Raw genomic sequence first — 22,735 nt, 5'->3', positions numbered from 1 at the left:
CTTGACCGGCAATCGGCATCGGCTGCCGCGCCGGACAACAGACAGCGGGCAGCCTGACAAAGGAAAATGGCCGCGACCCGTGTCTCGACCATCTGCCCTCCGACTATTTATTCGTCAATCTTCAGCACGGCCATGAACGCTTCCTGCGGCACTTCCACGCTGCCGACCTGCTTCATCCGCTTCTTGCCTTCCTTCTGCTTCTCCAGCAGCTTCCGCTTCCGGCTAATATCGCCGCCATAACACTTGGCAAGGACGTTTTTGCGCATCGCCTTGACAGTCTCGCGGGCGATGACCTTCTGACCGATGGCCGCCTGGATCGGAACCTCGAACATCTGCCGCGGGATCAGCTCGCGCAGCTTCTCGCAGATGATCCGGCCGCGGTTGTAGGCCCGGTCGCGGTGAACGATAAACGAAAGCGCGTCGACCTGCTCGTTGTTGAGCAGGATGTCCATTTTGACCAGATTGGTCCGCTTGTAGCCGGACAGCTCGTAGTCGAAGGACGCGTAGCCCTTGGTGCTTGATTTGAGCTGATCGAAGAAATCATAGACGATCTCGGACAGCGGAATATCGTAAGTAATCGTCACCCGCGTCGTGTCCAGATACTCCATGTTGATAAACTCGCCACGCTTGCCTTGGCACAGCTCCATAATCGTACCGACATAATCGTTAGGCACGATGATCGCCGCCTTCACGAACGGCTCTTCGACGAACTCGATCTTGCCCGGTTCAGGGAAAAGCGACGGATTTTCGATTTTCAAAACCTCGCCGTTCGTCTGCGTCACGTGGAACACAACGCTCGGGGCGGTCGTAATAAGCGGGATATTGAACTCGCGCTCGATCCGCTCCTGGATGATCTCCATATGCAGCAGCCCGAGAAAGCCGCAGCGGAAGCCGAAGCCCAGCGCCGTAGACGTTTCCGGCTCGAAGCTGAGGGAAGCGTCATTCAGCTGCAGCTTCTCCAGCGCCTCGCGCAGATCGTTATAGTCGCTCGTCTCGATCGGGTACAGACCGCAGAAGACCATCGGATTGATCTTGCGGTAGCCCGGCAGCGGAGCAGGCGCGGGGTTCTTCGCATCTGTAACCGTATCCCCGACTCGCGTATCGCCCACATTCTTGATCCCGGCGACAATAAAGCCTACGTCACCGACCTCCAGGGAATCTATGATGGTCATCCGCGGCTTGAATGCGCCGACCTCGATGACCTCGAACACCTTGTCCGTCGCCATGAACTTGATCTTGGAGCCCGAACGGATCGAACCGTCGATAACGCGCACATAAACGATAACGCCCTTGTACGGATCGAAGTGGGAATCGAAGATCAACGCTTTCAACGGGTTCGTCGACTCGCCGGTCGGTGCCGGAACCTTCTGCACAACCTGCTCCAAAATCTCCTTGATGCCGATACCCGCCTTGGCCGATGCGAGCACCGCTTCGCTGGCGTCGAGGCCAATGACGTCTTCAACCTCCTGCTTGACGCGCTCAGGGTCGGCGCTCGGCAGGTCGATCTTGTTGATGACCGGCAATATCTCCAGATTGTTGTCCAGTGCCAGATAGACGTTGGCCAGCGTCTGAGCCTCAATGCCCTGAGCCGCATCCACGACAAGCAAAGCGCCCTCACAGGCGGCAAGGCTGCGCGACACCTCGTAGGTGAAATCGACATGTCCCGGGGTGTCAATCAGGTTCAATATATATTCCTCGCCGTCATCGGCGCGGTAATTGAGCCGAACGGCCTGCAGCTTGATCGTAATGCCGCGCTCGCGCTCCAGATCCATCTTGTCCAGCACCTGCTCCTGCATCTCGCGGGAGGTCAAGGCGCCTGTAAATTCCAGAATTCGGTCTGCTAGCGTTGACTTTCCATGGTCGATATGGGCGATAATACTGAAATTTCTGATTTTCTTCTGACGGGCTTGAATATCCATTGGCAGCAAAACCTCACTAAACTCGCTTTTTGTACAATAACTCATTATAGCAGTTGTGAAGTCAGCCAGCAATGAGCAGCTCCGCCATTACTTCAGAAGTCTTTCAAACAAAGACACAACTCCGCGGATTCCGTGATAGGCGACGATCTGCAGCAGCTCGCCAGTTTTGTTGCCGACGCGGTTGATCCCCGTCTCCGTGGCCGGCTCCTCCGCCCGCTTGGGAGCCGGCTTGGAAGCCTGCTGGGGCGACGGCTTGACCTGCTGCTTGCCGGAAGCTCCCTTCCCTTCCGCCTGCGCGCTTGTCGACTTGGCCTCCGTGCCGGAAGGCTTCTTCACCGCTCCGGACTCTCCGCCGGACGCCCGGACCGGACCGGCGGACACGCCGGCTGCGCCCGGCGTCAGCGGGCCGTGAATCCGCTCCGTCCCCTGGGTGGCCAGGGAGACGCCGAAGAACAAGCAGAAGGCCATGCCCAGTCCCACTACACCAAGCCTTATCCAACCTCGTCCATCGGCCATGTCCAGACTCCTCCTTGCGAGTTCGCATGATTTTTTCCGCAGCTTTTCGTTGGGCTGGTCGCTCCAGCCTCCGCGTCAGCTGGAAGTTTTCCCTGTCTGGGCGCTGCCCGGCGCAGGCTGGGCATCTACCTTCTCGGCGTTCATAATGACTTCGGCAATAGCCGCGGCAAGCGCGTCGGCGGTGCGATAGCATTCCTCCAGCGTATTGTCGACGCCGCCCACCTCGATAAGAGCGCTGTTTGAGGAAAACGTCTGGTTGTACACCCCGTTGCCTTCTCCCGACTTGGCATGAATGCCTTTGGACAGCCCCGGGTATTTGGCTTTTAGCACCTTGTCGATTCGCTCGGCGAACTCGTAGTTTTCTTTATAGTTCGGATTTTTGCCCCCGATGATAAAATATACCTGCGCATACGTCTTTCCGTTGATCGTAGCCGTTGTCTTGTCCCGGCGCTGGGAATCGCGATGAATATCGAAATAATATTTCAGGTCCGGATGGCCGGCCGACGCCTCCTGCAGCGTCTTCAGCGAATATTTGTAGGAATAATAGTAGTTGAAGCCTTTCTCGATCGCCGGGTAGTTTTTGTCCGAATGCACGGCACCGATCCCCTCTTTCTCCAGCTGCTGGGCCAGTCTGAGGCCGACTTGGGTGACATTTTTTTTCGGGTCATAAGCTTTATCCGGGTCCTTCTCCCCGGGCAGCTCCGGCAGATAAGACTCCTGATTATGAGATTGATAGATGAAGGCTACGTTTTTGCCTGCGGTAACGGGCGGCTTGGCCGCTGCTTCTTCAGGTCCCGGCGCTGCGGGCTCGGCAGGCGCGCCGTCCCGATTCGTTCCCGGGATCGCCGTAATTGCCCCCGCTTCGCCCAGATTTTCCCGCTCGAATACCTCGGAGCGAGGGCTGTAATCCTCCGGCGCGTCCACGGCTCCGACCGCCGAGTTCAGCGGAACTGAGCGGTACTGCGACATCCCGGGCACCTCCCGGGCGATCATCGTCTTCGGATCTTTAGGGTTCAGATCGGTCACCAGCGAGAACAGGAAACCTGAAACATTGGCCTGGGAAAATGTAAAGGACTGGCCGTCCTCTTTCAGCCCCGGCACTTCAAGCCCCATCATGTCCATAAAAAAACGACTGGATACGCTGGCGGCCAACCCCTTCATCGAAGCGTTGGGCGAATGCCCCGATACCCGGGACTGCACATAACCAAGCAAACCAAGCGCAATAAAAAAGATCAGAGACCCTATCATTAATAAGGTGAACGCCTTGGAATACGCTCCAAGCGCTTGTCCGGTCTTGCGGAGTCTGCTTGCACCTGCTGCTGCGGCGGGCCATTTCATCGTTTATTCCTCCTCTGCGTCGGATCGGCATCGATCGCTGCTGGCATGAGCGGGAGCTGTTCCGCTCCCCCACTCTCTAGTAACTACTCTATGAAGGCTCGTAGAGAGATAGAACCTGGGAGGGACAGCAAAATAATCGCAGAGGCGGCTTTCCGCTTTTTGATCTGGCGACAAAAGCAGCCACGCATAAACGATGCACAAAAAGCCGGTCGCTCCGTCCTGGACGGAGCGACCGGCCGATCTTTCGCCGTCAATGCGTATAGGCAGACACGTTGTTCACATCTACCGCCTGGTGCAGCGCCGCATTAAGCCCGCTGGCGATAATATTGGCGATATCCTCGATAAACTGGTCGATTTCTTTGGGCGTGACCAGCAGATCATGCCCCAGCGGGTTCAGCACTTCCCTCACCAGCTCCAGGCGCTCCTGCTCCACCATCGTATCCATCAACCCCAGTATTTGACCCGTGTTGGACGTTTGTCTGGCAAAGTGGGCATGCATCATATCAAACGCATTATTTACAATAGTAGAAGCGTACACGACTGTCGGAACGCCGATCGCGATGACCGGAACCCCCAGCGAATCCAGCGTCAGCCCCTTGCGCTTGTTGCCGATCCCCGAGCCAGGATGAATGCCCGTGTCCGCAATCTGGATCGTCGTATTGACGCGCTCGAGCGAGAGAGAAGCCAGCGCATCGATCGCAATGACGAGGTCCGGCTTGGAGCGTTCCACGATCCCCTGCACGATGTCGCTCGTCTCGATCCCCGTCGTGCCCAGCACGCCCGGAGCAACCGAGCTGACCGGCCGGTACCCGGGACTTACTTCGCCCGGCATCAATTCGAAGTAATGGCGGGTCACCATCACATTTTCCACCACCATAGGACCGAGAGCGTCGGGCGTCACATTCCAGTTGCCGAGCCCGATGATCAGCACGCTAGCGTTAGCCGGCACATTCAGCTTTATAAGAAATTTTTCGAACTCCTGGGCGAAGACGGTAGCCACCCGGTCCTGCAGCTCGCTGTCCTTCTTGCGCAAATCGGGGACGTCCATCGTCATATAATGGCCCGGCAGCTTCCCTATCGCCTGCGAGCCTTCTTGGGAAGTTATATCGATAAGACTGATGCGGATGCCCTGCTCCTCTCTCTTGGACATCTGCACGCCGGGAATAGCGGTTCCTGAGGCAGAGGCGAGGTCATGGGCTTCCAGAGCCAGATCGGTCCGTACCGAGTATGCGCTTAAATCCAAACTCATCCAGCGTTTCCCCTTTCCTAAGTCGTCGGCTGTCGCCAATTATTGTGCGATAAAGGCTTATTTGTTATGCATAGAACGCTTGGTGCCGTTTTGTCCCGCTCTATTGCAATTTGGAAATGCCCATGTTAGAATATCTAGAGTTGTCAACTAATCATGCTACATGATTGTTCGCAAGTTGTAGTAGGAGGTGAACGTCACATGCCAAACATTAAATCCGCGATTAAACGTGTGAAAGTGAGCGAGAAGCGCCGTCAGCGCAACGCATCTCACAAATCCGCGCTTCGTACTGCTGTGAAAGCTTTTGAAACGGCTGCAGCAGGCAGCAACGTAGAAACCGCTAAGGAAGCTTTGATCGCTGCCAGCAAAAAGCTGGACAAAGCGGCTACCAAAGGTCTCGTGCACAAAAATGCAGCTGCCCGCAAGAAATCCCGCCTCGCTAAAAAGCTTAACGCGCTTGCCGCACAAGGCTAAGCTCACGATACAAGCATGCGACAAAAGCGAAGACCATGTCCTCCTGTTGAGGAGCATGGTCTTTTTGTATGGGACGATGGCGAACAAACGGGAAACGCCTTGGCAAGCATGGCTTCCCCGTCTGTTCGTCACCCCCCTCCCCGCCCCGGGTCATCCGGTCGGTCCGGCGAGCGCTACCTGGCCCGCCACCGGACGGCTTGAGTCCGCTCGCCCGTCAAGCCGCCAGCCGCAGCAGAAACATCTCCAGCCCGAGCACCTTGTCGATCTTCCCGCTTTTCATCTGGTAATCCAGCTCGCCGAGCTGCTGCAATATGCTCATCAGCCGCTTGGCTTCGAACCGGCCGGCTTGTCCGGCCGCGATCTTCACTGCATACGGATGCAGTCCGACCTGAGAGGCGATCTGCTGATGCGAGTAGCCCTGCTGCAGCAGGTCCTTCACCTGCAGCATAATGCGGAACTGTCTGGCGATCAGGATCACGATCTTGATCGGCTCCTCTTTGCGGCGCAGCAGCTCGGCCAGCATCGTGAACGCCTGCTCCATCCGCATCTGCACGATATGCTCGACCATCTGGAAAATATCCTGCTCCACGGTTTTCGTCACCAGCTGCCCGAGGTCGGCTCCGGTCAAGGTCCCGCCCGCTCCGACATACAGGTAGCATTTTTCGATCTCCTGGGCCAGCGCCTGCAGACCGGTGCCTGTATATTGGATCAATTGCTCGGCCGCACCGGGAGCAAAGGAAAATCCGGCCTTGCCCGCCTGCTGCTGAACCCACTGGATCAGCTCAGCCTCGCCCAGCATCGCGCAAGGCACCAGCGCATCGGCTTCTTTTAAAGCTTTGACGATTTTTTTGCGCTCATCCAGCTTCTCCGCGTCCACGGTAAGCACAAGCACCGTAAAATCTGCCGGAGACTTCAGGTAGGCGCTCAGCCTGTCGAGGTTATGCTCCACCTTGCCCGTATCCTTCGCCCCCGTCAAGAAGACGGCGCCGGAGGCAATAACCAGCTTACGTTCAGCCAGAAACGGCAAGGTCTCGGCTTCCTCCAGCACCGCCTCAACCGGCGTCTCCGCCAAATCATACCGCCCCACCGCAAACGCCCGCTCATCCTCGGGAATCAGCGTTTCGGTCAACCGGTGAATCAGCTCCTGCATCAGATAACTTTCCAAGCCATAGGCTATGTATACGGGAGCGACCTGCCCCTTCGCGATCTGCTTAATCGCCTGCTTATAGTCCATGTCATCCCACTCCGATTTGATTGTTGCCTTGATCGATTACGGCTCTCGTCATTCATCATAACAACAACGAAGGGACTACGTCAAAACCGTATTCACGGCACGGACGTAATCCCTTCGTTCTACCTGCTTCCGCCTAAAGGCCGGACACCATCTATATCAACACGGCTCCCCGGGCTCTAGAAACCCTCGAGCGAACGTGATCATAAGACGCGGGCTCGGACTCGGGCCGGCGCAATTTTCTGCGCGGTACCTTCTTTACATAACCTTGCAGCCACAGCGCTGAAACATGCTTGTCAGTTCTTGATTTCAACCTCGGTTTTCGTCTGCAGATCGATCTCGAAAGTTCTCGTCTGCTCATTCATCTTCACCGCGTACTTAAGCTTCAGTCCGTTCCACTCCAGCAGTTCGATCCGATCCGCCCCCGTCCATTGATCGAACTTGGACGCATAAGCTTCCTTGCCATCCTTATCATATACCCATACCTGACTATCCTTCACGGCCGCCTTATATTGGCCGTCCTTGGATTCAAGCTCATGCTTGGGAGCTGGAGGGACCTCAGAAATCTTATAGGCCGGTCCGAAAGGCTTCTCCGTCAATCCCTTGCTGTTCGCATCCCGAGCATCCGCAGCTGCTGGGTCTTCCATAGCGCCCATCAAGCCCATTTCCGGCTTCGCATCCGCTGCCGATCCATCCTCAGCAGGCGTCTGGCCTTCTGCGCCTCCGGCTTGGGGCGGCATCGCCTTCAGGCTGGCATCGGGCTGTCCGCCTGAAGCTCCGCCGCTCCCTCCCTGCTGCTCGTTCGCAGCATCGGGAAGTGCGGGGCCTTGCTCCGGGGGCGCTGTTATCTTTGCATCCGGCGAGGCTGCGCCATTCCGGAAGCCTGACGTTGGCGTGCCTGCTCCGGTCTCCGGCGACTTCGCTTCCCCTGCTGGCGGCTGCTTCGGAGCCGCCGGACGAGTGGTAGGCTCCTTCGCCCCGGCTCCGGGCCGTTGGTCGGCCTGAGGGGGAGACGCCGTCTCCCTCGGCTTATCAGGCACAGGGGCGTCGCCGGCTACCGGCTGCTGCGCTCCGCTGCTCTCGGGAGCGGCCATCGTGCTGCCTGCGGCAGAGCCCTCGGCCCCTCCGTCGGCAGAATCCTGCGCGCGGCTGCCAGCCGGCGCGGACAGAGATTGGCTCATATCGAACTGCTGTGACGACTTGCTCGCCATCTCCTCCGCCATCTTGTTGTTCATCGTCATATCCTGCTGGAAAGCAAAGAAGCCAAAGATCAGCCCCGCGGCAACGACACCGCCAAGTACCGGGAATGAAACCCACTCCCGCATCCGGCTGCGCGAGCCTTCACCGCGCTTCGCGCGCGGCCGGGGTCCGGCACCGGCTGCATCCGCTCGCGCAGCTCCTCGGCCGGCGGCTTCCTCCCGGGCAAGTCCAGCCCCAGCGGCCGCTCCGCCGGCGTCCGCTTCCAGCCGCTCGATTTCTGGCAATATCGCATCGACCAGACTGTATGGAGGCATAATCTTCGGCAAGCTCTCCAGCTCGGTCGATACATGAACAAGACGCTCGAACAGTTCAGAGCAATCCGGACACTGCTGCAGATGGCCCAGCATCCGGCGGTATTCGGTTTCTTCGAGATCCCGATCAAGGTATCTCTGCATCAGTTCGATCACCTCTTGACACATCATCCCCGTACACTACCTTTCCTAACGATTCGTATACCGATTCTCAACTAGCTGTTTCTCCGCTATCCCCGCACCGCATCGCTGCGCTGTTGTTTGTTATAATCCTTCAATATGCCCTGCAGCTGCTGTCTGGCCCTGAATAAATACGACTTGACCGTATTAATGGGCAGGTCCAGCGATTCCGCGATCTCATTATACGAGAAATCCTGCAAATACCTCAGTACGACCACGGAACGATGGTGCTCGGGGAGCTTGTCGATCGCTTCTCGGATATCCTGCGCGATATACGTAGACATAACTTCGTCTTCCACCGTTTTGTGATCGGCAAAGCTCATGTCATGCTGCTCGATCGAAACCGTTGGCTTCGTCCGACGGAATTTGTCGATACAAAGATTGGTCACGATGCGCTGCACCCACGTTTTGAACTGAGCTTTTTCTTCGTAGGAGTTGATTTTGGTATAAATCCGGATTAAGGCTTCCTGGGCTGCGTCAAGCGCATCCTGCTCATTGCCCAGAATGTAATAAGCCGTGCGGTAAACATGATTCTCTATTTCTCGCAATAGGGTAATTAGAGCGTCGCGATCGCCCATCTGGGCAGCCTTGATCAAATCTGGCGCTACCACTAGGATCCCCCTCTCTTGCAACCTTAATAACGTACCTGCCTGGCGAAATGTTGCACTAGATTTATCTTATCAAATATTGGCTTTGACTTATAGGGAAACGATTGCCTCAGCGGCCAAGATTTGCTGCACAGTTATACGCTTGAGATCCGAATTTGTTGCGCGGTCCGCTGAAGAAGAGGCGGGAGATATATCGGGGCCCGTACAAGGCTGCATGTTCACGCGCAGTTTAAGAGAATCATGACCATCGGCCAGGTTCTTAAGGATCTCCGCATACGGCTCCCTGCTTTTGGTGCGTGGGGTCTTCCACCTCTGGATCTCCATCGCTCAGCCAATCAGCATTACGTACCATCCCAAGCGATAGCTCTTCATTCCTTGAGCACATTAAACAGCTATTCATGCACGACCTCCCTGGACTGCTCTCCGGGACTTTAATTTCATGCGCTAGGGGTCGCTGCGTTCCGTTGCAATCACCGAACGGTTTACGTGCCGAGAACACAAAAAACCGCTCTCCAGCGAGGAGAGCGGCCATAAGCCGTGATGCCGTCAAACCGTATGGCGGGCTTTGCGGGCCGAAGCGCGGCCCTTCCACTCGGATACGCCGATCCCCGCGAGAATCAGCACAACCCCGAGCCACTGCGCAGCTTCCGCGCGCTCCTGCAGGAGCCAGGCCGAGCAGATCATAACAACCGGAAGCTCGACGGAGCCAAGAATCGCGGTCAGCCCGGTATTCAACCGCGGGGCTCCTTTCGCGAACAGGTACGGCGGCAGAATCATTCCGAACAAGCCAAGAATTAGCGCCCACAGCCATAATCCTTCTGCAACCGCTCCGTTCCATATGAACCGGGGCGGAAAAATCAGCAGCGTTATGATCGCCGCTCCCGTCAGCATCCACGCGCTCCTCAGCGTTGCCGGAACTGACGTAGCCACCCTGCCGCTAAAATAGACGAATAGCGTGTAGCAAACGGCAGCCAACAAGCCTAAGGCGATGCCTGCCGGATCATAAGACCGGGCGCCGCCTTCCAGTAGCAGGCCCGATGCCAGCAGCGTCCCCGCTCCAACGACGATAGCGCCGATGACTTGCATCCGTCCGGGACGTTTGCGATGGAACAGCCATTCGACGGCAAGCCCCATCCATGCGAACTGGAACAGCAGCAGGACGGCGAACGACGCATCCAGCTTTTGAAGGGACTGGTAGTAGAAAATACCCGTTAATCCGGTAAAGGTCCCGCTCCCAACCATCTTCGCCAAAGTAGCCAGCGATAACTGCCGGCAGAGCTTCCAATAAGGAATGCTGAGCAGCCACATGGCCACACAGCCTGTCAACACCTGGCTGCCCGTGACTTCGCCGGCGGAGAATCCGTCCGCATAAGCCAGCTTGACGACACTGGAGAGCACCCCGTAGGAAGCCGCTCCGATAAGCACATAAACGACCGCTTGCCAGCGGCTGTTTTTATTCATGATCCATCCTCTTTACGTTGTTCCCTCACCCACCCGCACGATCGCCTCGCTGGAGGCCCTGCTAGTACTGAACTATATCAAAAACAAATACCTAACACAACATGAAATACTGGAAAATACTTGCCTCGCCATCTTATCAAGCCAGCTTAAATCAGATATAATAAAGCCGTCGTTCATGCTGCAGTCTTCTTGCTCCGGGACGTATTCTTCATCCGTCATGACCCAGATGCACTAACCAGACACAAGGGAGTGGAATAACTTTGCAGCTTACCGGAACCGTACGCAAGATGCTGCTGATGAACGCGTCCTCCAACATTATTTTCAACTACATCGGAATTTTTGTGAATTTGTACATCTGGGAGCAAGGGCATCGGATTTTTGATGTCGCCTGGTTCAACCTCATCATGTTCTTGGCTTGGGGTCTTTCGTTCGCCACCAGCTCCAGACTGCTGTCGAGGTTTACGACAAGATTGCTGATCCAGATCACGGCCGCATGCGGCGGCCTGACCTTTCTGCTGCTGACGACCTTGACTCTGGACAACCGGCTGCTGTGGATTGCGATACTCGCCGTACCCGTCGGCGTCATGTGGGGAACCTATGCTTCCACGCAAAACATCACGCTCAGTCTGATCGGCAAAGGACAAGATTTCGAGCAATATTTCGCGGCCGCCAGCATAGTCGGACAGATCATCTCCATCATCAATCCCGTCGTCTCCGCGCTCGTGATCCAGTGGATCGGCTATAACGGCTCCTTCTTGCTGATGCTCGTCTTCGTGACGGTTCTGCTGGTTGTGTCGTTCTTTATCCCGAAGATTACGCTGTCGGATCAGTCCGTGACAGTTTTCCACAATATGCGCTTCCATCATGTTTTCTCGTACAGTGCGCTGCGCTGGATGATCCCTTCCTGCCTGGCCGCCGGCGTCGTGCTGCAGTTCCATAATCTGTTTACGCTGATCTTCACGTTCTCCGTCTCCAGCGATAAGCTCGTGATCGCCATGCTGAACGTTCTTTACACCGTCTCTACCATGGCAGCCATGCTCCTCTACCGGAAGCTTCGAGTCCAGGAACGTCGTTGGCTGATGATCGGAGTGGCTCTCCTGAGCGCAGGATTTCTGTTCCCGCTTTTGGAAATATCCGTCTTTCTCGTCGTGTCCAATATTTTGATGACAATCGGCATGTTTTATTTCGGCACCGTATGGAATACGGAGCATTTCCGGCTGATCAGCAAACACACGGCCATCGAACAGGCGCGGATTTTAATTTGGCGGGAATGGATGCTGATTATATCGCGCGTCGTCATCCTGGTATGGATTTTGGGCATCGAGAACTTGCACGGCGCACCGTTTGTCGCTCTGCTCCTTATTTCCATCGCCGGAGCGCTCTCCATTCCTTTTTTCTCGAAAAAATCGAGGGAAGCTTCGCTCCCTACAGCTGCCGGAGATATCCGGACAGCCGGCTTCTAAATTCCGAATCCCATCCGAACCCCGGAGGAGCGCCGCCCCATGCTTGACGCATCGGGCAGCGCTCCTCTGCTTGTTCCTCCAACCGTTAAGATAAACCAATGGTTAAGATGCGATTCGTAGTTGCCCTCGTCAGTGACGAATCTGCTGCACCATCGCCTCATAGAGCGAACCGACGATCCGGACGGGTACCTCGTAATGAAGGGTTAGTCCATTGGACCAATCCACGGTGAAACGGAAAGTCACGGTTCCTTGCGGCAGAGTCCGGACATGGTCGGTGTTCAGCAGCATGCCCTGGTATAAGTCCGTTGGAGCCTCGTAAGACAGCTCTGTGCGCTCCCCCGTTGCCAGCAGCTCGGAAGTGACGGCTGCCGGCTTCGTGGAGCTTGGCCCTGTATCCGTAACGGCTGCCGTCAGCAAGAAAGCCTCGCCCGCCCAGAACATGTCTTCCTGACGTTCTTTCTCAGGAAACTTCGCGTTCCACTCCTGCCGGTATCTCTCCCAGTCCGGCGTATGCCGAACCCAGCCCGTCAGCTCCAGCGGAAGCACGGTTACCCGGTAAGTTTGCCGGTATTGAGCGCCGTAAGGATCGGTCACCGTCACCCGCAGCGTATACATCCCCTGCTGAAGGGGGCCATAGCTTATCTGACGGGTATCGCCCGAAGAAACGCCGCTCCAGCTCTGCAGTTCCAGGAATTCTCCTCCCTCGTAGCTGCTCTCCAGTCGCACGGTCAAGGCGTCTCCATCGGGATCAGAAGCTTCGACTGTCAATACCGGCGTGTCATGCTCATAGATCGGCTGCTGAACGAGTAAATTACCTCCCGGCGCCCTGTTGATCAGCATCCATGTCTGCGGCGACCATTCGGATTCGGAGCCGTATTGGTCATACACCTTCACACGTACCCGCAGCTTTTGTCCCGCCGGCAGATCAGAGCTGACCGTCCAGCTTCCCGTTGCGGCTGCCGTACTCTGCTTCACCTTGCAGTCGGCTGACACCGCGCATGTATCGAGCACGATCGCCGTATTCGCTTCATTCGTAATCTGAATCTGGAAATAGTCGAACACGGTGCCCGGGTCCGGGTCGGTCTGCGACCAGGTGAGCGTAGGGCGCAGCGTGCTCACGACGGTCGGTTCTGCCTGCGTCCCCCAAGGGTAGCTCATGTAGGCGCTCGGGGGACTGTTGGTCGCCATCCACCCGATATGGCTCCAGGGGGAATGCAGATTGCCGTCATCGGCAACTTGCACCTGCACCTGGTATTTCCGCCCCATCGTCAGCAGTTGTTCCATCGTCCACGCCCAGCTGCCCTGCTGCGTATACATGGCTTGTCCGCTCAGACACTCGATGCAAACCCCCGCCTCATCTCTAATGCTCAGATTGAATACGCTGAACGTCGTCCCAGGGTCAGGGTCCGACTGATTCCAGGATATTGTCGGCTTCAAGCTGACCGGCGTCGGGCTAGAATGACTGCCTATAGGGAACGTCAACGTGACAGCTGGTGGATTGTTCGGTGCCGGCTCCACCCAAATCGATACCTCGTACCATTCACTCCACGCCCCGTATTCGTCTGCAACTGCCTGCCGTACTGTATACCAGCCCCACTCGGCCGGACGCGTCAGTTGCCCGTTCACCGTTACGCCGCCCGGCGTCGTATAATTCCGTTTGCGGTCCAGTATGCCTCGCGTTGCTCCATAGTCGATGCCTGTGGCCGGCTCGATCGAATACGTCCATGCATTCATCCAGCGGTCCGGATCGTAAGCTGCGTCATGCCATGCTATGGTCTTGTCCGCATTGATCGTCAAGCTGAAGTTCGCGAGCGGCCTGCGATGGATGATGACCGTTTCGGAATGGATATCCGAATACTTGCTGTAGCTCATAAATGCCGGATTCGGATACTTGTACCCGGCCGGTGTCGGATCGTCCGGCACCCGGTAATCCACTCTGTAAACGCCAACCTTGTCCAGCACCGCACGTTCCGCGGTGACTGTCTGGCCGTGGTAGGCCGACACGCCGGAGTAGCCGTCGCCCGTATCCAGGAATTTATACGGCTGCAGATGGTTGTATGTCCACTCCGTCAGGACAGGAATCGCCGGATCTTGCTCCGGATCGCTATAAGACTTGATGTAATTGATCGGAGTACCCACGATCGCCGTATTACGAGTGTTGCCATTTGTGCCTGAATAGGAAGTAATGGCGAAGTCCTTCATTTGACTGTATTCCACCTCGGAATACGGACCTGTCATTCCTGTCGTGAACGTATCGTCCGTTACATCGATTAGTGGAACACCTCCCACATACCCACGGATTCTCGATCCATTCATCTTCAGCTTCACATCTACATACGATCGCAGCTGGAAGGGATAGCTCCTGTCCTGCAGCACGGTCTTGACCCCTCCCACGATTTTGACCAGCCGTGTCGATCGTGGAGTGACCTCAAGCCTGTACATGTTGCGATTATCCTGCATGCGTGCGGACAGGCCAAAGGAAACGCCTTCCGTGAGATTATCGTAATTGAGCTTGAAGCCGGCTGATACATCGCCGTTTTCCAGCCGCACACCTTCGTTGTAAAACTGTCCGAAGTTGAACGTATCGGCCTCCATCCGGGTCGGGGACGGTGTTGTAATTTTGGAAAGGCTGTAATAATAGTAATCATTTGAGTTTGCGTAATCACTATAATGAAGCAGCACTTCCTGTTCATTTACCATCAGGATATTCTTTGAACCTGGGTACAAATCAGACCAAGGAACTGTTTTTTCGTATTGCGAAATCAAATTACCGGATAAATCATAGCCGGAAACAACGATTTTTGAGCCTTCCGCCCAGGCGCCGCGATAACCTTGAACCGCCAATACCTTCTTATCGGCTGTAAGTTGAATGGAGAAACTGCCCTTACCGGCACCGCCAACCGCGCAATCTGAGCAAATTAAGGTGGATGAGCTGTAAGATAAGGTATTTAGGTCAAACACATCAAGATAGATATTATCCCATTGCTGGTAGTAGTCGTCGCCCGATTCACTGCGCACCATAACATTCCTCAAGCCAATCATCTTATCCCATTCGATATAGGACAGATTGGGTAGCGATGAGCTGAGCAATTGCCCGGTAGCAACGCTGTATAACTTTTTATTTATAATCATTTTCGTCCCGTCTAGCGTCATATACGCTATCAAGTCACTCGGTGGGATATGTCTTGCTCCTGATCCATAATCGTATAATTTAAATATTTGTGGAATCGTCCAGATAACGCCCCCCTGTGGATTAAGTAATTGGAGATCACACGGGTCCTGGTAATAGGTGTCTCCGTGACCATCTTCGAAAGTCAACCGTTTGCAGGAGTAATGAAACCGATTCCCATTGTTGTCTCCTCCGTACACCTTATAATTGCTGGAGGTATACAGGTCCAATTCTTTATTCGTATAGGCATTATCATAGGAAGCGCGCGGCATACCGTTAATAACATTCACCCGTTTTTCCGGAGGATTTACCCACACACTTTCTGGAATAGGGGCCAGCAAGCTTTTTCCTTGGTCATTACCATATTTCTCTTCCGGTATAAATTCGGTTTTGCTATACAGGGGTTGGGCTGTAAACGTTGTATTGCCCTGACTATTTCGTTTGGCTTGCTGTTCCAAATCCGATAGACGGAATACATAGGTATGCCAGTCTCCGCCCCGATGAACCTTTTCAAATGCCCTGTACAGCACTCTATCATTTGCAGTGTCTACGATAGGTCCATATGTCAATTCTGCCCAATGATAAATACTTGTAAGTTTAACCGGAGGGGATACCGGAACATAAGTATTCGGGTCATTGTCACTTACGTTCAACAAAGACGTTCCATAAATGTTCATAAAAAAATTAGGGTTTATAGCCGGACCAATGTCACATCTTCGTGTAGGCCATGTACAGCTAAATGACTTTTCAAGCGAACTGGCCCCGCTGAAATTTGGCAAAAAGCTCTGAGAGACAAAACTTTTTCCAGTTTCAAGAGAACCATCCTCATTCAGGAGGTACTCCTTGTATTTATTGATGTGACTCACAGTGGATGTTTTCCAGCTTCCAGGCTGCAGCAGCATCGCACCGGTAAAGGATTGGGTCACAATCTCAGGCGGGAAGAAATCTGAGCCCTCTACGTAAAAACTTGCGTCCGGAGCATCATTGATCACTTCGAATTGAAAGTCTGCCTGAGCTGAGCGTTGGTAGCCCAACCCTTCCTTAAGATAAATTCGGATGGCGTATTTCCCTACCTTGGCAGGCGTATAGGAAAACCTACCCTGCGCATCGAGCGTAACGCTCCAGGAGACTTCGCCGGCAAAGTTCCCGTCATTGTTAGTGTCATAGCTCATTGTGACCACATGCTCGCTGATCGGATCATCGTCAGGGCTATAGGAAGTGTCCTGGAAGTGCATGCCCGCATTACGGATTCCGAGCATCGGGTTCACAAGTCTTGGGACTGGAGGCAAATCCGGCTGCACGGCCAGCGTCTTGATAGCCGTTTCTTTGGAGCGAAGGCCCGTATTGTCTGTGACATCGAGTTGAATGGCGTAATTGCCGGCTGTTGGATACATCGGTTGCTTTGTGCCGTGCCAGTCGCATGATGTTATACTCCGGTTCTTGTACGGGCTCCAGCTTTTTGCACAGCTAATCTCCGGAGTGTATGTTCTGCCCTCGACAACTTTCGTCGGCAGATCAATAACCGGAACCGGGTTTTGATCAACAACATTCAAAGTGATATTGTACGGTCCAGCCACCCCACCGCGGCCATCGAATGCCTGTACCGCAACCGTATGAGCTCCCAGCTGGTTGGTTGTAAGATTATTGAAGGAGGTTTGATAAGGATAATATCCCAATCCATCCTTCGTATCTCCAATCCAGCGTATCCAGGAGCTGCTGCTGTTTTCGAAATCGTAATAGAAAGTGATATCATCCCCATCTGGATCATACGGCGTTCCATTATCATTTAAGGCCGGTATCGCCGGCCGCTTAACCGGCCCCAGACTTACCTTCTCCCCGACGGGTACCATCGTTGTTTTGGTTCCATACCCCGTATAATAGCTGTCCTCGAACCATGACGGCTCGAACTGCGGCGGTCTGTTTGCTGTATCGGCTATGACTTGGAAACTCCCGGGTCCGATTGTCTTCTTCGTGCCGCAGCTGGTGAGGATGTCGTATTGGACGCTGACTGTACCTGTGGAAAATCCATTGTATGGACTGGCAACGAACTGGTCACTGAAAGTACCGCTTCGGTCCAGGCTGTACGTTCGCTTGTGACTGCCTTGCGAGTAGATTAAGTCTCCTTTGATCAATTTACAGCTGTTGCCGCCGGATACGGTGACATTTCTCAGCCACGTGTAGTTGGACTTGCCGTATAATACGGTTGGCAACTCGACTTCTAAGGTACCTGTTATGACCTCTGGACCACCTGTGCCACCACCAGTACAGTCCGATTTCGCCTCGAAGATTTCGGATATCGAGTTGTTCGTTTTCGTTTCCTCATCGACGGCGTTTCCAGAGTCTACAACCAGCGTGAAGCTTTTCTTGGCTGTGCTTGTGAACTTGTAGTTCACCGTGGCCCCGAGAAGTATGTCTTTATTAGCCCCATCATCGACATTTTCGGTATGTATCACGGTTCCATCTACCTTCAGCTGTACTTTGAAGGGCGTTGTCGTGCTCAGGCCGATGTTCTTGTAGGCGTATTTTATAGGAACGGTGTCGCCGACTTGGATGCAGGCTTTGTCGTGCTTGATGTATTGCGCGGCAAGGTCCGGTTTCTCCGGAACCTTGCTGACTACGGTAATCGTAGCGCCTGCGCTAAAAGCGAAGGTGTTGGCTTGCCATTCTGTGTTGACTTCCATGACGTAGTTCACAAGCCTACCGTGGTTTGGACCTGTGCTCTCAACAATGCAAGTCTCCGAGCGCGCTGGCGGCTCTGGACAAACTTCTTCGAGCTTACGCCTAACGGCAATTTGATTCGTGCCTGTTTCCTCCACGTATCCCCAGAAGTAGGGTTCAATACCGGGGTATTTCGTGCTGGCTTGTGTGAGGCGTATGGAGCCGGGTTCGATTTCAGTAATTTCCTTGCCCGGCCTAGGAGATTCTTCTGTTGGTTTATCCAAAAAGAACATTGACGCAGGGGTTACATTATATGCCCTCGTGACAGCTGCTCCCTGATCTCTATAGTCGGGTCTTCCCATTTCATTCAATCCGTAGGGAGGGTTGCCATATTCATAACGAAGATCTAATCCGTTAACATCTGAAATATTTGGACCTTTGGTAATATAGCTCGTTGGTGTTGTATCCGCTAATGAATTATTTGGTTGTCGAACGTATCCGCTGGATGGAACTTGGCCGGGCCGTTGTGAGATTCCGGAAGATGCATCATCGGGGACAAATTGCATGATTTGAGTCCGTTCCCCTTTATGTTCCCAACGCTTCCCATCCGGCAGTCTATAAATTTGATGACCAGGATTTGTTTTCGTCCGTCCATATATTGGCGTAGGAACACCAGAAAGCTCTAGTATGATAGTATTTAGATTAAAATCTTGTTTAATTACCGTACCTTTCGGGAGATTAACTTGGTAAGACTCAATGTTTCCAGAAATCAATGAAGATAAGTCAAATTCTTTTTTCCATTCCTTCGAAGGAGAATAATAGTCCCCTCCTGTCACGGGAGTAGTTTGAATTGTTTGGTTGGCCAAGTTCACATACAGAGTCGTAGTTTGGGCAGCTTGGGCTGGTGCTGTAGCGAACAAGCTTATAAATTGTACTATTATTAATACAATACAGACCAATAGTCCCTCATGTTTCATTAACTTTTCTCCTTAATCTTGATCAGCGAACAAATAATGATTTTTGTTATTTATCTCATATCCACTGTACTGAAGGTTGTACTTTTGTTTGCTCGGGTCACTTTTCGATTTACTCAAAGCAAAAATAATCCAACCTTCCTTTATCCCTGTCTCCAGACGCAATATCTGATCTTCTCCTGTTGTAAACACGTGCGCCCAGCCAATCATGTCAAAATAGTCAAGAACTCGAACAGAATAATCCCTGGCCTTACTCCCCATGTCGTATTCAGCTTTGTAAGCAAAATAATAGCTGTCCTCCAAACCCTTCCGGTCAGAACGCTTGCCACCCTCAATCAACTCCCACACCGGCGAATCCTTCTCCGAGCTATCAAAAAACCAAGCTTCCTTAATCGTCATCTTCACATCGCTGGTCAAGCTGTACTCGGCCGGCAGCTTCAGCGCCGTCCGCTTCCCATACGCCGACTCGAAGTTCGTTCCGGTCAAAGCCACTTCCGCTCGCCCGGCCGCATATTTATCCACCGGCAGCTTCTCTCCCGCCCGCGCCTTCATGATCCGCTCCAACACCGTCACCGACTGCGCGCGCGTCGTCAAACCGTCCAATGCCAACTCGCCCTTATGCAAGCCTTGAATCAAGCCGCTCCTCGTCGCATAATACATGGCCGTCGCATCGTCCAGCGCCACCTCGGGGTCACGCAGCTCCGCCAACGAGGCTCGCGCCGCCATCCTGGCCATCTCGACACGGGAGATAGCTTTGTCCCAATTCGAATCAGAAAAATCGGAGTCGCGTACTACTCCTTCCAACTTCAACCCGGAAACATAACCGTCATACCAGCTGCTCGAATTAGCAATTCCTGCGCCTTGTACATGCAACGCACTAGCCACCAGCTTCACAAATTCCGCGCGGCTGATTTCATTCTCAGGCTTAAAGCTGCCGTCCGGGTAACCGTCCACATAGTTAGCTGCAACCGCTGCCCCGATCGACATCTCCGCCCAATGGCCGGTCACATCCGAGAATTGGGCATGAGCTTGGCCCGTCCCCCACTGAGCGTTTATCCAGGCGGCCCCAGCTGCAATCAACAAACCTTTCTTCCAATGCTTCATCTCTATCTCCCCTTTGTTCCTTTTTATGTCGTCAACCAATTGTTCTCAATATAGCACAATCACCCATCATTTTCTTCCATTTTGTGCATATCAAGGAACTCCGAGCATGGTTCTAATTTCTACCTTCCCTTCTCGAACCTGCAGCTGAATTTCGCCGTCACGATCGGTCCGATAGGTAGTTATCCCACGGCTGTTTAAACGCTCCGTCACCTGCGGGCTCGGATGTCCGTACACATTGCGCGCACCCGCGCTGATCAATGCCGTACGCGGCCGCCAGGCTTCAAGCCAAGCCTCGGACGTGGACGACTTGCTCCCGTGATGCGCTATTTTCAGCACATCGAGCGGCTTCTCCATCAGCAGAGCCGGAAGCCCGGCATCTGAGGATGCCGAGACCGCCCCCCTCCAGCGGGCCAGCAGCTCGCGTTCTTCGGCGGCCCCCATATCGCCGGTAAATAGCCAGCGCGTCCCCGCAAGCTCCATAAGAAATACAACTGAGATAGGATTTTGCTCTGCGGCCAGCTGAAGCTGGCGGCGATCCTCCCCCATGCCGATCGGGTACAGAAAATACAGCTCCAATCCCTCGCGGGTCGTAAGCCGGTCTCCGGCTTGAATGGGAACAAGCTGTGTCCCCCGGTCAAGCGCGGTCCGGAATAATGTCTCGACGGCCGGAATCGTCTTCAACGTTCCGTTGAAGAGCAGGCGTTTGACCGGTATTTGCTCGAGTACAGCCTGCAAGCCGCCGAAATGATCCGCATCCTGATGAGTAAGGATAACCTCGTCAATCTGTTGAACGCCCCGCCTTTTCAATAGCGGCACGAGCAGCTTGCGCCCCACCTCATAGGGATCATGACGAAGCTTCCATTCCTCGCCGGGCTTGCGAAAGGTGACGGTCCCCCCTCCGTCAACCAATACCGTATGGCCGCCGGAGCCGCCGGTCCGAATAAGAATGCTGTCCCCTTGCCCCACATCCAGCATCTGAACCGTCCCCTGTGGAGGGGATTGCAGCGCAGGGCGATATCCCAGCATCAAAACGACAACAAACAAGCAAACCGCCCCTGGCAGAAGCAGCACCCGGTTCCATGCAGCAAGCAGCTGCTTGCGGCGCATAGCTCTCCATGTATCCAGCATCGGACCTTCGCCGTTTTCCGCCGGATCGCGTCCCCTTCGCAAGAGGCCCAGCGAGGCAATAGCTGCGGTTAACAGCCCATAGTAGGCAGCGATCCAGAACAGCGGGGGAGTTGGCCATATCGTTTGAAACCCCGGCAATTCTCCCGACCATTCTACGATAGCAAACAGCCAGCTGTTTACTTTCGCGACCGGCCATGCCAGCCAGCCTCCGGCGGCAGGTAACAGAAAGCCGACCAGCATAGCTATCGTTCCCACGGGCATCGTGAAGGAGCTGAATACCGGCACGAGCGCCAGATTGGCGGCAAAGGAAAGCAGTGAAAATTGATTGAAATAGTAGATGGTAAGCGGAAAAGAAACAAACTGAGCTACCAGAGTGATCGAAAGCGCGTCCCGCCATTTTCGATTCGACAAGGGCAAAATGGCGCTTACCCGAGGCACCAGAACAATAATGCCCAGCGTCACCAAAAAAGACAGCTGGAAGCTCACATCGGTTATGTAATACGGGTTCCAGAGCAGCATCAGCAGACCAACGATCATGACCAGATGAAGCCCATCCTTCAACCGGTTCCGGTAAGCCGCATACAGTCCGATCATCGCCATCAATCCGGCCCGCATAATGGAAGGGGCGGCTCCGGTGATCGCTATATACAAGGGCAGAAGAGCCATCGCCGTCCATAGATACGCTTCTTTCGTCATGCCGAGACGGCGCAGGCTCCAGATCACGCAACCCAGAAAGATAGCAACATTCAATCCTGAAATCGCGATGATATGGGTAAGTCCCAATCGGGAGAAAGCGTCGAACTGCTGCGGATCAAGCTCCGCGGTCAAGCCGATCAGCATGCCCTTCATAAAGCCCGCCTGCTCCGCCGGAAACAGCCGGTCCACCATCGCTCCAAGCGTAAAACGCAAGTTATCGTTCGATCTGGCAAGTCTCCACCAGCCCCACTCGGACCGACCCGGCTGGCTGACTTGAACTTCCTCCAATCCTTTGACGGCAACCTGCCAGTGGATATGCTGCCGGAGCAAATAGTTCCGGTAATCGAAGGAGCCGAAATTCCGAGGCTCCCCCGGGCGCTCCAGCATCCCGCGAAGCTCAATCCGGTCTCCCCGCTGCCAGGTTCGCGCCTCCCGCTGCTCGTCCTCCTTCAGCAGTCGGATGGAGAGCTGGATTCGCTCGCCGCGAAGCGCCAGCTCTTCCGGAGATGAATCTTTCTGACCTGAGGAGGGGGCTGCTGGCGGCAGCATGATCCGATCGGCTCCGACCTGAAACATCACCTTGTCTCCATCCACCTCTACCGGCGTCTCGATACGGCCCGCCAGCGCTGCGCCTTCGCTCGCCTCTTCCGCCCAAGTACCGGGGATCAAGCTCCGGTTGCGGTTATCGAACATGCCGTACCAGCCTGCCGCCGTGCATACAAGCAACAACGCCGCCAACGCCAAAGTCAGCCTTCCGGGCAGCCTCCACGCCGCTGTAAGCGCCAGCAGAGCAGGCCCGGCGAGCGTCATATAGAGGGAAAAACGGCTCAAGCCGCCCCACTCTATAGCGATCGCGTAACCCGCAACCCAGCAGACCGCGAGCCAGACGACGGGACGGGATGTCCACCGATGCCCTCCCTCCGTTTCATTCAACGCAAAGAACCCCCTTTCCCTATCGTTAGGTAAAAGGAGGTTCTTCCTATAATTTAAGTCAGAAATATTTTTGCTCTATTTGACCAAAGCGCTTTGTATAAAAACCTGTATCACTGTTCCATTTTT

General features: G+C 54.5%; 13 protein-coding genes. 2 read left to right on the top strand and 11 right to left on the bottom strand.

Features of this window, described 5'->3' with window-relative positions; all coding sequences use genetic code 11:
- Nucleotides 1-107: 107 nt before the first annotated feature.
- The 4 genes from lepA to gpr all read right to left on the bottom strand — a co-directional run bounded on the left by lepA (nt 108) and on the right by gpr (nt 5,022).
- Nucleotides 108-1,919, bottom strand: coding sequence for a translation elongation factor 4 (gene lepA, locus BLR08_RS07835; protein ID WP_072328632.1), 1,812 nt, complete (start codon nt 1,917-1,919; stop codon nt 108-110).
- A gap of 87 nt (nt 1,920-2,006) precedes the next feature.
- Nucleotides 2,007-2,435, bottom strand: a complete 429-nt coding sequence (locus tag BLR08_RS07830; RefSeq protein ID WP_072328631.1) for a hypothetical protein — start codon at nt 2,433-2,435, stop codon at nt 2,007-2,009.
- A gap of 75 nt (nt 2,436-2,510) precedes the next feature.
- Nucleotides 2,511-3,773, bottom strand: coding sequence for a stage II sporulation protein P (locus tag BLR08_RS07825; RefSeq protein WP_072328630.1), 1,263 nt, complete (start codon nt 3,771-3,773; stop codon nt 2,511-2,513).
- Between the two features lie 250 nt (nt 3,774-4,023).
- Complete coding sequence (gene gpr, locus BLR08_RS07820) at nt 4,024-5,022, bottom strand: GPR endopeptidase (RefSeq protein ID WP_072328629.1); 999 nt, start codon at nt 5,020-5,022, stop codon at nt 4,024-4,026.
- Between the two features lie 198 nt (nt 5,023-5,220).
- Between gpr and rpsT the strand changes: the two genes are divergently transcribed.
- Nucleotides 5,221-5,493: a 30S ribosomal protein S20 gene (gene rpsT, locus BLR08_RS07815; protein ID WP_072328628.1), complete on the top strand. Its 273-nt coding sequence runs from the start codon at nt 5,221-5,223 to the stop codon at nt 5,491-5,493.
- A gap of 214 nt (nt 5,494-5,707) precedes the next feature.
- Here the strand turns inward: rpsT and holA are convergent, their stop codons facing one another.
- From holA to BLR08_RS07790, 4 genes are all read right to left on the bottom strand, one after another.
- A complete protein-coding gene (gene holA / locus BLR08_RS07810; RefSeq protein ID WP_072328627.1) occupies nt 5,708-6,727 on the bottom strand; it encodes a DNA polymerase III subunit delta in 1,020 nt (339 codons plus the stop codon).
- Between the two features lie 293 nt (nt 6,728-7,020).
- Entirely contained in the window at nt 7,021-8,403 is a 1,383-nt protein-coding gene (locus BLR08_RS07805; RefSeq protein WP_256257461.1) for a zf-HC2 domain-containing protein, read from the bottom strand.
- 62 nt (nt 8,404-8,465) lie between these two features.
- On the bottom strand, nt 8,466-9,026 hold the full coding sequence (locus tag BLR08_RS07800; RefSeq protein ID WP_072328625.1) for an RNA polymerase sigma factor: 561 nt from the start codon (nt 9,024-9,026) through the stop codon (nt 8,466-8,468).
- 543 nt (nt 9,027-9,569) lie between these two features.
- A complete protein-coding gene (locus tag BLR08_RS07790; protein ID WP_072328623.1) occupies nt 9,570-10,484 on the bottom strand; it encodes an EamA family transporter in 915 nt (304 codons plus the stop codon).
- A gap of 260 nt (nt 10,485-10,744) precedes the next feature.
- Between BLR08_RS07790 and BLR08_RS07785 the strand changes: the two genes are divergently transcribed.
- The gene (locus BLR08_RS07785; protein WP_072328622.1) at nt 10,745-11,947 is read left to right on the top strand and encodes a hypothetical protein; all 1,203 of its coding nucleotides are present in this window, start codon (nt 10,745-10,747) and stop codon (nt 11,945-11,947) included.
- Between the two features lie 129 nt (nt 11,948-12,076).
- Here the strand turns inward: BLR08_RS07785 and BLR08_RS07780 are convergent, their stop codons facing one another.
- The 3 genes from BLR08_RS07780 to BLR08_RS07770 all read right to left on the bottom strand — a co-directional run bounded on the left by BLR08_RS07780 (nt 12,077) and on the right by BLR08_RS07770 (nt 22,609).
- Complete coding sequence (locus BLR08_RS07780; RefSeq protein ID WP_176835452.1) at nt 12,077-17,797, bottom strand: glycoside hydrolase family 78 protein; 5,721 nt, start codon at nt 17,795-17,797, stop codon at nt 12,077-12,079.
- A gap of 966 nt (nt 17,798-18,763) precedes the next feature.
- Complete coding sequence (locus BLR08_RS07775) at nt 18,764-19,852, bottom strand: S-layer homology domain-containing protein (RefSeq protein WP_072328621.1); 1,089 nt, start codon at nt 19,850-19,852, stop codon at nt 18,764-18,766.
- A 90-nt stretch (nt 19,853-19,942) separates the two neighbouring features.
- Complete coding sequence (locus BLR08_RS07770) at nt 19,943-22,609, bottom strand: DNA internalization-related competence protein ComEC/Rec2 (protein WP_072328620.1); 2,667 nt, start codon at nt 22,607-22,609, stop codon at nt 19,943-19,945.
- Between the last annotated feature and the right edge of the window lie 126 nt (nt 22,610-22,735).

This window comes from Paenibacillus sp. cl123, assembly GCF_900101595.1.
In the GTDB taxonomy this organism is placed as follows: domain Bacteria; phylum Bacillota; class Bacilli; order Paenibacillales; family NBRC-103111; genus Paenibacillus_G.
The sequence above is the reverse complement of the archived record's forward strand: the minus strand, read 5'-3'. Positions and strand labels throughout refer to the sequence as shown.

Excerpts from the sequence above, each read along its gene's own strand:
- lepA (WP_072328632.1), bottom strand. The coding sequence starts at position 1,919 with ATGGATATTCAAGCCCGTCAGAAGAAAATCAGAAATTTCAGTATTATC.
- BLR08_RS07830 (WP_072328631.1), bottom strand. The coding sequence starts at position 2,435 with ATGGCCGATGGACGAGGTTGGATAAGGCTTGGTGTAGTGGGACTGGGC.
- BLR08_RS07825 (WP_072328630.1), bottom strand. The coding sequence starts at position 3,773 with ATGAAATGGCCCGCCGCAGCAGCAGGTGCAAGCAGACTCCGCAAGACC.
- gpr (WP_072328629.1), bottom strand. The coding sequence starts at position 5,022 with ATGAGTTTGGATTTAAGCGCATACTCGGTACGGACCGATCTGGCTCTG.
- rpsT (WP_072328628.1), top strand. The coding sequence starts at position 5,221 with ATGCCAAACATTAAATCCGCGATTAAACGTGTGAAAGTGAGCGAGAAG.
- holA (WP_072328627.1), bottom strand. The coding sequence starts at position 6,727 with ATGGACTATAAGCAGGCGATTAAGCAGATCGCGAAGGGGCAGGTCGCT.
- BLR08_RS07805 (WP_256257461.1), bottom strand. The coding sequence starts at position 8,403 with ATGTGTCAAGAGGTGATCGAACTGATGCAGAGATACCTTGATCGGGAT.
- BLR08_RS07790 (WP_072328623.1), bottom strand. The coding sequence starts at position 10,484 with ATGAATAAAAACAGCCGCTGGCAAGCGGTCGTTTATGTGCTTATCGGA.
- BLR08_RS07780 (WP_176835452.1), bottom strand. The coding sequence starts at position 17,797 with ATGGAAGTCAACACAGAATGGCAAGCCAACACCTTCGCTTTTAGCGCA.
- BLR08_RS07775 (WP_072328621.1), bottom strand. The coding sequence starts at position 19,852 with ATGAAGCATTGGAAGAAAGGTTTGTTGATTGCAGCTGGGGCCGCCTGG.